15 protein-coding genes are annotated in these 13,631 nt (G+C 56.4%); 4 read left to right on the forward strand and 11 right to left on the reverse strand.

Translation table 11 applies throughout. The features are described from left to right. The first annotated feature begins 49 nt into the window (after positions 1–49). From K529_RS19455 to K529_RS19470, 4 genes are all read left to right on the forward strand, one after another. Complete coding sequence (locus K529_RS19455; protein ID WP_046002835.1) at positions 50–403, forward strand: DUF4376 domain-containing protein; 354 nt, start codon at positions 50–52, stop codon at positions 401–403. A 9-nt stretch (positions 404–412) separates the two neighbouring features. Next, the gene (locus K529_RS19460) at positions 413–739 is read left to right on the forward strand and encodes a hypothetical protein (protein ID WP_046002836.1); all 327 of its coding nucleotides are present in this window, start codon (positions 413–415) and stop codon (positions 737–739) included. 62 nt (positions 740–801) lie between these two features. Beyond that, the gene (locus K529_RS19465) at positions 802–1,524 is read left to right on the forward strand and encodes a lysozyme (RefSeq protein WP_052699556.1); all 723 of its coding nucleotides are present in this window, start codon (positions 802–804) and stop codon (positions 1,522–1,524) included. Continuing rightward, a complete protein-coding gene (locus tag K529_RS19470; RefSeq protein WP_065328069.1) occupies positions 1,521–1,796 on the forward strand; it encodes a hypothetical protein in 276 nt (91 codons plus the stop codon). Before K529_RS19465 ends, K529_RS19470 begins: the two co-directional genes overlap by 4 nt. A gap of 125 nt (positions 1,797–1,921) precedes the next feature. Here K529_RS19470 and K529_RS23555 read toward each other — a convergent pair whose 3' ends face one another. From K529_RS23555 to K529_RS19525, 11 genes are all read right to left on the reverse strand, one after another. Then, the gene (locus K529_RS23555; RefSeq protein ID WP_005643364.1) at positions 1,922–2,737 is read right to left on the reverse strand and encodes a hypothetical protein; all 816 of its coding nucleotides are present in this window, start codon (positions 2,735–2,737) and stop codon (positions 1,922–1,924) included. A gap of 40 nt (positions 2,738–2,777) precedes the next feature. Next, positions 2,778–4,046, reverse strand: a complete 1,269-nt coding sequence (locus K529_RS19480) for a hypothetical protein (RefSeq protein WP_157888512.1) — start codon at positions 4,044–4,046, stop codon at positions 2,778–2,780. Positions 4,047–4,077: 31 nt separating this feature from the next. Next, a complete protein-coding gene (locus K529_RS19485) occupies positions 4,078–5,157 on the reverse strand; it encodes a DUF4123 domain-containing protein (protein ID WP_005643372.1) in 1,080 nt (359 codons plus the stop codon). 481 nt (positions 5,158–5,638) lie between these two features. Beyond that, positions 5,639–6,628: an ATP-binding protein gene (locus tag K529_RS19490; protein ID WP_005643375.1), complete on the reverse strand. Its 990-nt coding sequence runs from the start codon at positions 6,626–6,628 to the stop codon at positions 5,639–5,641. Further along, the gene (locus K529_RS19495; RefSeq protein WP_065317502.1) at positions 6,625–8,868 is read right to left on the reverse strand and encodes a Mu transposase C-terminal domain-containing protein; all 2,244 of its coding nucleotides are present in this window, start codon (positions 8,866–8,868) and stop codon (positions 6,625–6,627) included. The genes K529_RS19490 and K529_RS19495 overlap by 4 nt, the downstream gene beginning before the upstream one ends. Continuing rightward, on the reverse strand, positions 8,865–9,605 hold the full coding sequence (locus tag K529_RS19500; protein WP_005607299.1) for a hypothetical protein: 741 nt from the start codon (positions 9,603–9,605) through the stop codon (positions 8,865–8,867). Before K529_RS19500 ends, K529_RS19495 begins: the two co-directional genes overlap by 4 nt. A 1,081-nt stretch (positions 9,606–10,686) precedes the next feature. Continuing rightward, on the reverse strand, positions 10,687–10,977 hold the full coding sequence (locus tag K529_RS19505; RefSeq protein ID WP_005607301.1) for a PAAR domain-containing protein: 291 nt from the start codon (positions 10,975–10,977) through the stop codon (positions 10,687–10,689). Between the two features lie 17 nt (positions 10,978–10,994). Then, positions 10,995–11,399: a hypothetical protein gene (locus K529_RS19510; RefSeq protein WP_005607304.1), complete on the reverse strand. Its 405-nt coding sequence runs from the start codon at positions 11,397–11,399 to the stop codon at positions 10,995–10,997. Next, positions 11,396–11,773, reverse strand: a complete 378-nt coding sequence (locus K529_RS19515; protein WP_005607309.1) for a hypothetical protein — start codon at positions 11,771–11,773, stop codon at positions 11,396–11,398. The genes K529_RS19510 and K529_RS19515 overlap by 4 nt, the downstream gene beginning before the upstream one ends. After that, a complete protein-coding gene (locus K529_RS19520) occupies positions 11,773–13,149 on the reverse strand; it encodes a DNA/RNA non-specific endonuclease (protein WP_065335407.1) in 1,377 nt (458 codons plus the stop codon). The genes K529_RS19515 and K529_RS19520 overlap by 1 nt, the downstream gene beginning before the upstream one ends. A 108-nt stretch (positions 13,150–13,257) precedes the next feature. Beyond that, a complete protein-coding gene (locus K529_RS19525) occupies positions 13,258–13,626 on the reverse strand; it encodes a hypothetical protein (protein ID WP_005607317.1) in 369 nt (122 codons plus the stop codon). Positions 13,627–13,631 lie beyond the last annotated feature (5 nt).

Genomic DNA, 13,631 nt, shown 5'->3' on the forward strand with positions numbered 1-13,631 from the left:
TAGTCTAGGATTTTACCTGTGCGCTCTTGGCGATCGAGCATTTGCGCTAGTGCGGCCAGAGGCGCTTGCCCGTCTCGCCCGCCTGCGCTGGGAACACTCAGTTGCCGGTGCGACCTTACCCGGTGGCCTCCAGATCCCCGGTGATGAGACCACGCGGCTTGCGCTCTCCGGCGCGGTCAGCGCGTTGCAACAGGGCATGATCACGGCACCGGTGGCTTGGAAAACACCGGCTGGTTTTGTCGCGTTGACGCAGTCGGAAATCGAAGCTGCGGCGCAGGCTGTGGTGCGGCATGTCCAGGCCTGCTTTGCCGCCGAGGCCGCCGTAGCAACACAGATCGCAGCCTTCAGTGATCCTGCGGATTTTGATCTTGAGACCGCATTCGCTGCGGCATTGGACAGCTGAGCCCGCACAATGACCATGATTGAAAACAGTGACCGTGGGATCACCTTAAACAAATCCCTCGCTTGGACCGTGGCCTGCGGTCTGGTTGGCGCAGGGCTCTGGGTGGGCATTCAGGTGGCCACCTTGCGCGGGGAAACCGCTGCCCTCTCGCAGACCATCAACGGGCTGCGGGTGGATCTCACCGCCTCTGAGGCGCGCCAAGCAGCGCTGACCTCGCGGGTGCGGGCCAATGAGACGGCGCTCGCCCGTCAGGATGAGCGCCTGTCGCTAATCCTCTCCACCCTGAACAAGATCGACAACCGGCTTGAGCGCATGGAGCGCCTGCCGATCCGCTGATCCCCCAACATTCTGAAACCAACCCAAGCCCGCCTGCGGGCTCTATTGCCATGGAGATCCCCATGAAACTCACCCCCAATTGGAAAACCACCCTCACCAGCGCCTGGTCGGTGCGGCTGTTGATCCTCGCCGCTGTCATCTCGGTGCTGCCGGTCTTTGTCTCGCTGGTCAGCCCGGATCTTCTGGGCCTTGATCCCCTGGTCTTTGCCGGGATTGCCGCCCTGGTGAATCTCATCGCCATCCCGGCGCGGATCCTGGTGCAGCCAACCTCCGGCCTCTGGTCGGCCTTCCGGCGCGATGAAAGCGGGGCCGTGCGCAAACGCACCATTGGCGTGCTCGCCGGGGGCAGTGTGGCCCTTGCCTCTGCGATCAGTTTTATCGGCCAATGGGAGGGCCTCAGGACAGAGGCCTACCGCGATGTCATCGGCGTCTGGACCGTCTGCTATGGCGAGACCAAGGGCGTGCGCCCCGGTGACAGTTACAGCAAAGCGGAATGTGACGCGATGCTGGCCCGCGAGATCATCGCCTATGAGGCAGCACTGGATCGATGCCTCACCGCTGATGTGCCCATCGGGATGAAGGTGGCTCTGGTCTCCTGGACCTACAATATCGGCCCTGCTGCCGCTTGCCGCTCCACATTGCTGCGCAAAGCCAATGCGGGCGATCTCACCGGGGCCTGCAATGAGCTGCCCCGCTGGAACCGAGCAGGTGGCCGAGTGATCCGGGGGCTGACTAATCGGCGCATGTCAGAGCGCGCCATGTGCTTGAAGGCGCTGAAGGCGTGAGAGGGATCACCATAGTCACCACCCTGGCGTTGATCGCCGTGGTCGCGGGCTTTGCCTATCAGCGCGGGGCCTCCGACTGTCGCGCCCGCTATCAGGCCCGCGAGCTCGCGCAGATCGAGCGGGCCAATCAACTGGATCGCGCCCGCATTGCCAGCGAACGCGCCCGCGCCACCCTTGCCAGAACCCTCGAGGAGAAAGCCCATGCGGATCCTGTTGCCGTGCCTCGCTGCCTTGGCCCTCAACGCCTGCGCCGCCTCAACCACCTCCGTTAAAAGCACCGACCCTTGCGCAGCGCCGGTGCTGCTGCCGGAGCGGTGGCTCTCCGATCAAGAGGTTGAGCTCCTGTGGGCGCGGGATCGGCGTGCGCTGCTGGACTGTGGTGGGAAGGTCGAGGCGCTCAGTGGGCGGAAGCCCCTACGTTTTGATCGCGGCGATGTAGTTCAAGCTTCCAATCTGGAGAGCGAACTAACCGGAGTACTCGGTGCAGCAACCAGGCTTGGCTTAAGCCAATGCCACGAAGCACAACTCCAAAAACGACAAACATGAACCAAAAAAGAGTACTCACTGGAACGTTGTTCGGGAAATTGTCATCAGTGAACACAACAGGCCAAACCACAAGCATCAGCAAAATCATGGGTATAGCAAGCGCACACTCCATTGCATACCTACCTTTTCCGACCGCTTTTACAGCAAGTAGAGAGCCTTCAAAATCAATCCCGTGATAGTATTTCACCGTTCCGTTTTCACTGACGATTACTTCTCTAGCGTACTTTTTCAGCGCCTCACTATCGATAGCCTTATTGGCGCGTTGGAAATTTGATAGAGCAAACAAAATTGCACATATAGTAATTGCAACAAATATAAAGGACTGGAGAACGAAAACTGAAACACCCAAAGCCATTAAATGCATAGGGATTGTTGAGAACAGTAGAGACCCCACGATCATGGCCTCAGCTCTCCTTGAGAAATAATAGTAGTAATACAGAATAACAGAGGCGACAAATAACAACACAACAAATAAATTGAACCCGAGCATGATAGGGCGATCTGCATTCCATAGGTCGCTCAACCGCTCTCTCTCAAAATAAAAACACAAAAAGTAGGGCAGCAGGTTCAACATCAGAGGCAAAGCAGGTAGATAACGGAACGCCTTTTCTTTTACTTCTTTTTGAGGATCAGGCTCATGCAATTTGAACTCTATTTTTACATTCATATTGAGCCAACTATCTCCATGCATGAATAATCTGGTAAGTTCATCGGGAAGGAAATCCAATCCGACTATTTATATAGTCCATTATCCCGCGATCTACTTCCATTAAATAATCAGTCGGCCCAGTTATTCGACCATCGCCCGGCGATGCATGGGTTAGAAACTCATCAGCCTGATTGATAGCTGCCTCGACGACCTCAGCTACATATTGTATCGCTGTTTCTGCGCCTTGCCCGAGTGCACGAAGTCCACGTTCAACAAGTTCACTCACACCAAATCTGTTGGCGAGAGCGGTAACTACCATTCCGACCGCCAGACCTGCAATGATTCCTGCGCCTGCTATCGTGAGTACGCCAATCACAGATGCGGCAAAAGCGGTTGAAACTATGCCTGCCGCCACTGTCGCCACAACGCCTCCCGCCAATGTAGAAATGGCAAGCGCACCCATATCAGGCGCTAGTATAGATATCAGCTTGACCCAGTCGCCGCGTGCGTTGGGGTCCGCATACCACTGCATGAAATCTATCACTCCAACGATCACAAATCCAACCACCGGAATACCTTTCACGCTGGTCGCAGAGCGCGAAAGAGCTCCTTTGATGCCCGTAAAAATGGTGTTCGCTCTGGACCTCGCCAGAGCAGCTGCCGCGCCGGTTACAAAAATTCCCATGTTTCGGCTTTGTCGAAAGGCAATGAACATGAAACCCGCGGCATTCATACCAATCTTAAAAAGACCCGACCCACCTTGAAGTACTGACCGAAGCCCGTTTCGGATATCATTGTGGCGAACGAGGTTAGCGAGCTCCGCTAACACTGGTGACGAATCTGTTCCAGTCAATTGGAGGTCAATGTACTCACCAGACCACTCATAGAGTCCAGTCAAACCGGCGCTCTCATCGATCAATTCCAATGACGTAACAATCGATGTAGCAATCCATAGGAGAACCTCCTCGGGTGCAGTATCGATATCGTGGTCTCCAAGCCCAGGCGCAGTGGCTTGAAGCGAGGGAGGTACTTGTAGAACCAAGACTTCTTCAACGTCAGACGACGACGGACCGCCTTGGTTTCCGTCAGTCGCCAAGATTTCACTCATGGCGAAACCTACTTGCTCGGGCCGAGTAATGTTGCAGCCGCCCAGATCATCCACGATAGGGTATGTTTTGTTCCCGATCTTTGCCTCTAACTTGTTAACTGTTTCCTCGAGGCTTTTATCCAGCTTAAACACTTCTCCATTGGGGAGAGGGCCAGTGAAGTCTCCATTCACCGCACCTTCTATCACAACATTGCTACGTGGCATATTTGCACGAAACAAATTCCCCTCGAAGCACCTTTGCAAAGGATCGTTACATTCGACCACTTCTGTTCTCCAAATACTGAAATGCAAAATTTAGCAACTGACGGGAGCGATCCAATTCATGCCGATTTTCTTGAAGTATTTTGTATGCTTCTGGGATTGCCTCAGCAGGTTTGCCAAAGATATGACATGACACAATATATCGCTCAACTGACTTACGGTCTTTCAGTCCATATGAGTTCGCGTGCATCGAAAGATCCGATATACGAGAAGCCAAGTCTCCATCTTCATTCAAGCTAAAAGATAGTGCTTTCTCATCGCCAAGCTTCACGGCTAAATCTTCGCAGAAAATGCTATGCTGAACAGCGCTAAGGTCATCGAAAATATCTTCAGCGCATATCTTCAAACCTCGGCTCAATTCGCAATAGGTCTGTGGAACAGTGACCCTAAATGCTTTGCCAGTGTGTACTAATACAACGGCTTCCACACCGTCAAACATCCGCCATAGCCAATGCTTGGGTTTGTTTGAGAGTCTCTCCACAAGTTTTCGGAGTACGCGCGGTTCCCAGAACCTGAAATATAGCCAGGCCCGTCGAGCGTCGCGAATCCGGGTAAATTTACGAAACTGCAACCAAATCTCGTCAAACGCCAGACCGGACCGAATGTAGATTCCCGGGTCTGCACCCCACATGTGAAGGGATGTCAAAGTACTTGGCTTGTCAGGTAGATGCGTCATCAACCTCCGAGTAAGCTCGGCCGCATCGGACAATTCGAATAAATACGGTGCAACATCTCTAAGCTGCTCGGCCATCTCACCCTTGAAAAGACATTTCGAGGGTAGATCGCACTCATCAAATTCACTTGCTCCACCAATAAATTTCACCGCATCGAGTATAGCGTAGGTGTTTAGTGGTGCTGTCTCATCTCGTTGAGATCTCAAGTCACCAAATAATGGCTCATGAAGCGCCTCAGGAGTTGTACGCGTAGGCCAAACACCAAATTGTGCATCCAATGGCACGACACCACCGATCTCTTCGATCAGAACTCCATGTTCGCTCTCGCCCGCACCTTCATCCGCCGAGAACGTATCACTGAGGTTGAGCCAGTAGTCGTCGTCTTGCTGCCTCATTCGAACCGCCCAAAATCACATAAACAATCAGGCCGTATCTAGTACGAGTTGACTCAAAAACACAACCGTCGCGACACAGCCGCTGTCAGAGCTAGCTTGAAGCGATTTCACGAAGCACCACGCACCTCGTCACCTGACTGCGTCTGAGAACCGCAAAAGATGTCGATCACAGATCGAAAATCTAGCGCTGGGGTTCAGCAAACCAGAAAGCAAACCTCATCTCAACCGTAAGCCATTGAGTCAGAGAAAGCATATGAATGCGCAAAATCAATCGCTTCCGATTCGGCGCCAGGAATCCATAAACATTTTCAACAACTTGCCGGACGCGATTTCCAGAGTGAAAGCATATGTCTGCGCAGAAACCAAAAACCTGCGCATCATCAGCGGCTTAGCTGGTGCGGGCATCTGGGCGTCAGCATCCAGGCATGAAAAAACCCGCGCCGAAGCGCGGGTTTCTCAAAGACTGAATTGTCCTGGAAGATCAGGTGCCGATGGCGGCCCGGAACGGCTTGTCCCTCCGGAACATCCTCTCGTAGCTGTCATGCGTGAACGGCGTCGCCAGCTGGTTCATTCCGGTTTTCTCGCACCAGGCCGCCACGAAATCCGACCGCTCAACCACCCCTTCCCTCCTGGCAACAGCAAGCGCCACGGCATCGACGACCATGTCGATGACCAGGCCCCACCTGAATGCGCCGGCAGTCGCGAGGCGGTGCAGGAAATCTCCCGTCGGTAGGCTTGCATCTACATAAAGCCCCGCGCTGATGGCGTAGCTGCCGACGATTTCGTTGAGGGTTTCATAGTCCTGTGCCGGATGCCCGGGCGCACTGCTCAAATCGATTTCCTGGAACTCGATCCTGGTCATCAGCCGATCGAGTTGTGGCTCGCGTTGCACATAACCTCCCAGTTCCGGAACACCCGAAAGGATCAACATGAGTGGCCAGTCGTGTGACTTCATCAGGGTCTTGAAGGCGTCCAGGACGCTCAGAACCTCGGCATCCGACTTTCCGCGCATGATATGCTGGGCTTCGTCGTAGTAGATCCCGACGACGCCCTGGAGCTTGGCCTGCTTGACGACCAGATCCCAGATCTCAAACTGGGTTCGGCGCGTCTTGTTCGTAATCGGATAGCCCAAGGCGTGAAGTGTCTTGCGGCCAAGATCCTTCCAGGACCCTTTCGCCTCAAGCACGCAGCTTGCAAACCGCGCATCCTTGCCGTCAGGCATGCGAACAGCGCTCTCGTTGAAGCGATTCAACATGTCCGAGATCTCGGCTGTCTTGCCAGAACCAGACAGCCCCGTCACAAGGAGGCTACGTGCCTCGAAGCCCTTCCCGGACTGCAGGCGCCCCAGGTGGCGACTGAAGAGCTGCGCGAAGGTCTGCTGAAGTTCCTCGCCCCTGGCCAACGGGAAATGCCGCTGGGCGAGATCCGCATTCAGGTTTGCCAATGAGCGAATGATGAAGGGGTTGGTCACAGTTTGCTATCCTTGATGGGGCCGAAGGTCATGGTCTTGATGTCGTCAGGGTCTGGCGCCGAAGTTGCCCCCGTCTCTGGGGCCCCATCCGCCTGTCCAGCGGACCGCGGCGACGATGTACTTGCCCTGGGAGGCGTCGAAGCGGATGGCGGTTTAGACGGAGCCGTACCGGCCGGGCGTGCCGGCACCACACCCGACGCGCGCCCCCTGCTCATGAGCTGCCCGGGAGCAGCAGTGGCGCCGATGTAGGCGGCGGGGCGCGCTTCCACTTGGTGAAGCTTGTCAGCGCGACGCCTGAGCTGCTCGATTTTCCGGTAGCTCAGGGGATCACGAGAATCTGGGAAGAAGCCGGATTCGGTTGCGCGGCGCTGCATGGCTTCGCTCAGGTTCTCCTCATGAAGAACACGCAGGCTGGGATTGGATGCCGTTGCGTTCTCCATGATCTCGATGGCCTCTTCGAGCGATTGATCCTTGAAAATCGTCATGCTCAAACGGGTCTCCGCGACCTCCTCGTCACCCTCTGCGGTGACATAGACCTTGCGAAGATCGTCTGGATCGAGATGCACGGTGACCTCTTTCGCGGTGCCGGCCGCCAAGTCTTGAAGTGCCTTCGAGTTGAACGGGATGTTGAATGCCCTCACGCCTTCGGATGTCGTGGTTGCCCGGACTTTTTCTCCAAGGTGCAAACAACGGCTTCGCTGGGAGGGCGCCTCAATAGGCCCATAGCGCCGCAGGGCTTCTTCCCGTTTCTGACGAGGGGTCGCGCCAAACATCCCAGTGCCACGGTGCGGACGGAAGGGGTATTCATCGACGAAGTACCGCGTGATCGTTCCGTAGAGCTGATCGTGGCTGAGTTCGGCAGATCCCTTGGGATCATAGCCGGTCAGCTCTCCCGGACGGCTGCCCGTATATCCAGGCTGGAAGTTCAGAACATCCCATTGCGTCGTACCGAAAAGCCGCTCGACCATTTGCTTATCCATTGGCTGATAGGCACGCGCTGTCATGACGGTCATCCCCATGCCAAGCTGGCTGGCGTAGACTTCGGCATTTCGAGTTGCAGTGCCATTGTCCGCCAGGGCGAGGCCCAGCCGCACCGGAGGAGCGGGGTCCTGCTTGCACCCGTACCGCACCTTCTCTTTAGTCTTGTCGCGCGTCGCCATGCGAAGCAGAGCCTTGCTGTGGTCAGCGTCGGCTGTCTCTGAAATGATCCAGCCAAGTACCTCGCGGGTCGCGACATCGAGGATCACATGGAGCCAGCAGCGGCGGATCTCGTTGTCCGCAAGCTCCTGAGGGGCTTCCTTAGGGTTGATCACCTCAGCACGCACGACACCGTCCCCGGAGGTGAAAATCGACAGCAGGCACTGGTCCCATTCGAACTTCTCGCCAAACGCCAAGGCACGCACGTCGGTCGACCCAGCTCCCTTGGTGTTAGTCCCGTGCCGCGTCCCACCTCGACCGAGCACGGCGACGACATCTGAAATCGCTTTCGCGCGCGTACGGACCGTCGTGATCGAGGGGAAATTGATCTCTTGCGCCATCTCTCTCGCAGAGCGGTGGAAAACCTTTGTCGCCAGCTTGAAAACGGATGCCAGCTTCGGCTGTCTGAGATCAAGCCAACGGTTCAGGACATAGTCGATGAACCGCTCTTGCCATTCGCAGAGCCTGGGCTCCCGACGCCCCTTCATGCGATCACGATCTGCCAGGACCACCGGGTTCTGCTCGAAGCGATAGTAAACGTCGCGGTAGTTGGCCAAGGTGCGCCCTTGCGGGACGTCAAAGCCGCTTGCGAGCTTCCCGCCGCGGCGTGTCCCGAGGAAATTGTGTCCCGGTGCGATCTCTTCCGCGCGGGTCAGCAGTAGACGGCGATGTGTACCGCCCTTGTTCATACTGCGCTGGGTGAGCTTCACGCCCTCGGCGCGCAGCTCGTCTTGGGCGATAACGAGGGCGAGACGCGCTTGGACAATTCGCTGGTCTTTGTCCGACAGCTGCTCGACGAACTCGAGGCCGTCGGTATGCTCGAGCAATGCCATCCGCTTTTCGACATCAGCCGGCTTGATGATTTCGCAATCCCGGTTCCGAATTGCAGTCTCAACCCGCTCCAGCGAAAGCGTGAAACACTCGCCGGTTTCCTTGCATTCCACCGCATAGCCGCTCTCCTCGCGAACCGACACAGTCAGTTCGCGACCATCCAGCTGGAGGATAGATCCCCTGGGGATGTTGTAGAGCGGTTGCGAAGTCATGCGTTCAGCGCGACCCGGGAGGGGTAGTCGATGACCCCATGCATGTCCGTCCAGAGCACATTGTGGCCGATGAGCCGCATCGCCGCCTGGTAGCAGCGACCCGGCTCAAAGTCGCAATTCTTGATTAGGTCGCTCAGGTACCAGTAGTTGGTCATGCGCGCGGCGTTTTCGACGATCTTGTCGGCTTCGGCATCTGCAAGCTGCAGATAGTCCCAGATACGGCGAAGGTTATCGCGGTATGCCCGCGTGTAATCATCGGTGCAGACAACCATGCAGTCGTCAGCGAAGTCCTCGGTGACCGCGGCGAAGATGTCGTCGATCTCGTCCTGGGTTTCGCGCTTCGCCAAGCTAGTCGCGTTGCGGACGAAGACCGCGCGCCGGTACCCATCCCTGAACGTCAGCCGCAAGTCGAACCGATGGGTCCGCACCTTCCGCTTCTGCCGACAGTAGAAGCTAAGCGGAGGAAGCTGTACCTCCAGCCCATAGAGCTCGGGGCTGCGAAGGGCATCCAGGGCAACGGCGTATTCGGACTCGCCATCGAAATGGTAAACCTGCCGGATGCCGCCGGTCATTGGAGTTGCAATCGCGGCCGACACACGCTTGACAGTGTCGCTGCGCGTCAACGGATTGCGGTCACCAGCATAGGGCAGAACCCCGTGGATCGGCGCCACCACCAGGGCTGCTTGTTTCTTCTTGGGTGCCGGTTGGTCCTGCAACCAGTCTTCGTAATTCGACATGCCGTCTCCGTTCCCGGAAACGAGGCGCTTCCGGGGTAGTCATCTTTTCATCCTGGAGCTCAGACCGCGCTTGCCCAGACCGATTTCAGCCTCTAGCTTGGCAAGTGACACACGGGCGATCTTTGCCCCAACTTTCAGGCGCGCACCCGAGGGCGCGCGTTTTCTTTTGCGCAGGACCTGGCCCTCATGGACCACCGACCTTGCACAATGGGAAGGTCCGCGAATCCACTGAAAATCCAAAACAGAAAAATGCGCCTGGCCTTCAAAGCCCTTGCCGAAACTGAGTCAACCCCCTGAAAATGCGAAAAAATATCATCTGAATTTTCTTCAGATGACCACTTCAAAGACCATCAGCGTCACGCTCCCGGGGCCAGCGCGACGATGGCGGACATGTTCTCGCAAGATGATGAGCAGGACATCGCGAGAAAAAAATTGCCACGCGTCTTGGAGTGATCAGCCTCTGGGTCAACGAGACTTCCGACGACTCGCCCCACAGCTGCACAGCAGGTACCGGTCGCCGCTTCTGCACCGATGCCCAGACCTCGGCGGCAAGGGGCGTGTCGAAGGGAGCCGCGGTTCAGGCGTTTTGGAGATCGGCGAGTTTGTTCCCTTGGCGGGGACAAACCAGCCAAATCGCAAACCTCGACATCTGGCCGCATAGAGAAAGGTGGCGGGGCGCTCATGGCACCCCGTTGCCGTACCGGTGCGCGACGCTAAAATTACAGGGTAATCCTGTGATGAGTTGAACGCCCACAAGCACCGTAGCGCATCTGACGCTAGATATTTATCGGGATCAACGAGGAAACGCTGGAGGTTTGGGCTATCGAAATCAACGACAGCAATATCGGGGACGCGCCTACTCCACTGGAACTGCTCGACCAGCCCCCAATGAAGACCGAACTACTGAACGGTGAGATCTACTGCTTGCTACAGGTGGCACAGATCCCAATCGAACAGCAAAAACACTAAAGGCCCCCACATTGCATTAGGTTATCGCCCGCCTGCCCGAAGGTCATCTTCTTGATGAAACCCAGATCAATCGTGCATTTATATTGGATCGCTCAGGTAGAGCCATGCAAGATCACCCTCCAATAAACACATCATCAGAGCCGCTTTCGACAGCCCCGCCGCAATCGATAGAATCCCCAACACGGCCAGCGGGCTTTCCGTTGATAAAAACGCTACTCGATCCAGCCGACAGAGCTCGCCCGTGCGGAGGGTGTTTAGGCTTTGCGTGCGGCGCAAAAGCATCCCCCTCACGCAACGCCGGCTTCCCATTGATACCGACATCACCGCTTCCTGAAGTGGCTGGTGTCGGTGGGAAGCCATCGTGGCCCGACCCGATATCCTCTTTTCGTCCCGCAGCAGGCATGACACTCACTCCCAAGTTTAAGTTGATTGCAAAAACTGCGGTCTTAGAGTTGGAATAACCGCTTTAAAGTTCCCCTCAGTGACCATCCAGCGATAGGGATCTTCGTATTCATAACTCAGATGAAGTTCATGCGGTTTGCGCCCGAATTGCAGCAGCGCGGTCTTCCAGTGCCGCGTTTCATAGTCCGGATGAACCGCGCGAAGCGTGTTTAGCACTGGTAACAAGGGTTTAATCGGGAAACTGAAACCGGTGGAATGTCCGAGCAGATCGTAGGCTCGCGCGCCACCGCCCGCGCCCTTGCCATTCGGTGACAGCCACAGCCAAGCCGAAACCGCCACCGCATCCTCAGCGTAATCGCCGGGAATGGAGGGCAGGATCAATTTGACCAATTTTCTAGCCTGAACCTCTTCGGCAGGTGTCATTGGTCAAACTTGGGGCGAAGTTCTTCGATATATCCGTGAATGTCTGCCGGGCGAACCTGCCAGCGGCTTTCGTCCTTATCCTCGAACTGGACATTGAACCGACCAGATGCGCGATCAAATTGCAGAAGCATTTTGATCGGCGGTTGGGTATCGCCGTATACCTCCTGGAGATAAGCCGCGATTGATGGGCGAAGAAGGCGGGGTTTCACGGAAATAGCTTCGAAGTCACCATCGGATTTGAAAAGGTAGCCGTTCGTTCCGTGGGGCCTTCCGTCCTCTTTGACTTCGACCACTAGACCAAACGACACCCAATCTTGCCCAAAAGCTTCGTGGTAGCCGACAGTAGCTTTGACCATTTCTTCAATTGCGTTCATTATTTCCTCGCGTAGTTTTCATTCATGTCGCGCCAAGTCACCCGCTTAAAACTCTGTCCTGCTTCGTTATCGAATTCTCTTTCGACTTCGTACATAATCTTTCCTGTCTTTGGGTCACGCACCACGTACCGAACATCAAATTCATCCGGCCTCACCGCCCCTGGCGGATACGGATCGACTTTGAAATCAACCTCATAACCCATTTTAGTCCAGTCGGCCCACTCGTTCTCCATAGTTTTCCAGGCGCCCATATTGAGGTTCCCCGCCTGTGGAGCAATACCTTCGTCTGGCGTGTCGCCGAAGAAGCGGTGGGCCGCCAGATGGCCGCCTTGATCGCCGTCATTACCCAACTTGCCAATGGCCGTCGCGTTATCGCCGCGTTTTGTCGAGCCGAAATCCTGCCGGATCGTTCCCGAAGACCTCGTGGGTCGACCGGTCGCAGGATCATGGCTAATTATCTGCTCATTAGTCCCGCGCTGGTGGCGCGTCTGCCCTTTGTCGAGGGCAGTCACCTTAGGATCGGGGCCAACATCCTCAGGCGCAGTATGACCGCTCGTAGGCTTTTCCGTACTAGGGTTCTCGACCTCGGCGCGTTCGGTGAGGTCATCTCGAGCGGAGCCAGTGCGCAGGTTGTCCTCATCAAGAACTTGCCGCACGATACGTTCGTCTATTTCTGTATCCGGTAGGTCTATACTGTGAAGCACTACACTATCAGGTACTGAACGCCCGGCCTTCGTCGCGGTGCGAATGACGACCCGAGAGACCTTTCCGGCCAGCCGCTTCGCCACAATCTTGACACCGGTGGCAACTCCTCCCGTAGCGACCGCGAGAGCAATATCTATCGCCAGTTCCGCTGCGAGAAAGTCGGCATCCGCCTTGAGCCGGGCCATGGCGGACAATAGACCCTCGCGGTCGAAATCTTCCCAGAACTCATCCCAACGCGCCTCGCAAGCATCCCAGAGCGAGGACAGCGCATCCGATCCAAGATTGAAGATCAGCTTGTCCGGATCGGTGGATTGCAGGCCTTCGCCAATGGTCTCCCAGTCGCGCCCGACTTGCTGTGCGGATTCCACGGGAATTTGCTGCGTAACAACACCAAGCCCCTCATAAAACCAGCCGAGAACCGTTGCCGCACCATCAAGCGGTGACGAATTTTCCCACCAGTGTTCGCGCTGTGAACGTTCCATCAGGTTGGAGAAATAGCTCCCTGCGGCTTCGGCAACCGCAGCACGGTATTCCTCGGTCGGCCCATCAATGACACCGGCCAATACGCCCAGCACATGCAATTGCGCCGCATAGGCCATGAGGTTTTCATGGATCTCATCCGCATAGGCTCGATTTGCGTTCAACAAATGTTGTGGCAGCGTCAAATCCACATGCTGCGCACCCTGCGCTATCGCTGCAGCCCTGGCCCCCAGATCTGCAACTTGCCACGTGCAGCGTGGCCTCAAAGGGGAATACGGATCAAGCAGCAGGCGCACCGGCTACTCCCTATCCCGCTGGCCGTAGTCCGGCGTAAAAAAATCTAATAAGTCCGTGGAATGGGTCTGGTGGGGCGACAGAACAGCCTCTGCAACCGATCCCATGGCGCCAAGACCGAGCCCGCACTGCATGAGCGCCTTCGCCATGGTGGTGAGTGTCTTCAGCTGTTCCTGATCGAGGCCCGCGTCACGGGTCACCTTCATGAGGCTGACCACTTTGCGCCGCTGGACCTGCGGGGCAAAGGCGATCTCATCCAAGGCATGCGACGGAGTTGTGCCCGCCTCTGCCACAAAACGATCCCGTTCCGTGTCGCGCACCGCTTTGCGCAGAGCCGCTTTTACCTCCCAGCCGCTGTCTCCGTATTGCACCATGCTTA

This window comes from Tritonibacter mobilis F1926 (genome assembly GCF_000376545.2).
In the GTDB taxonomy this organism is placed as follows: Bacteria; Pseudomonadota; Alphaproteobacteria; order Rhodobacterales; family Rhodobacteraceae; genus Epibacterium; species Epibacterium mobile.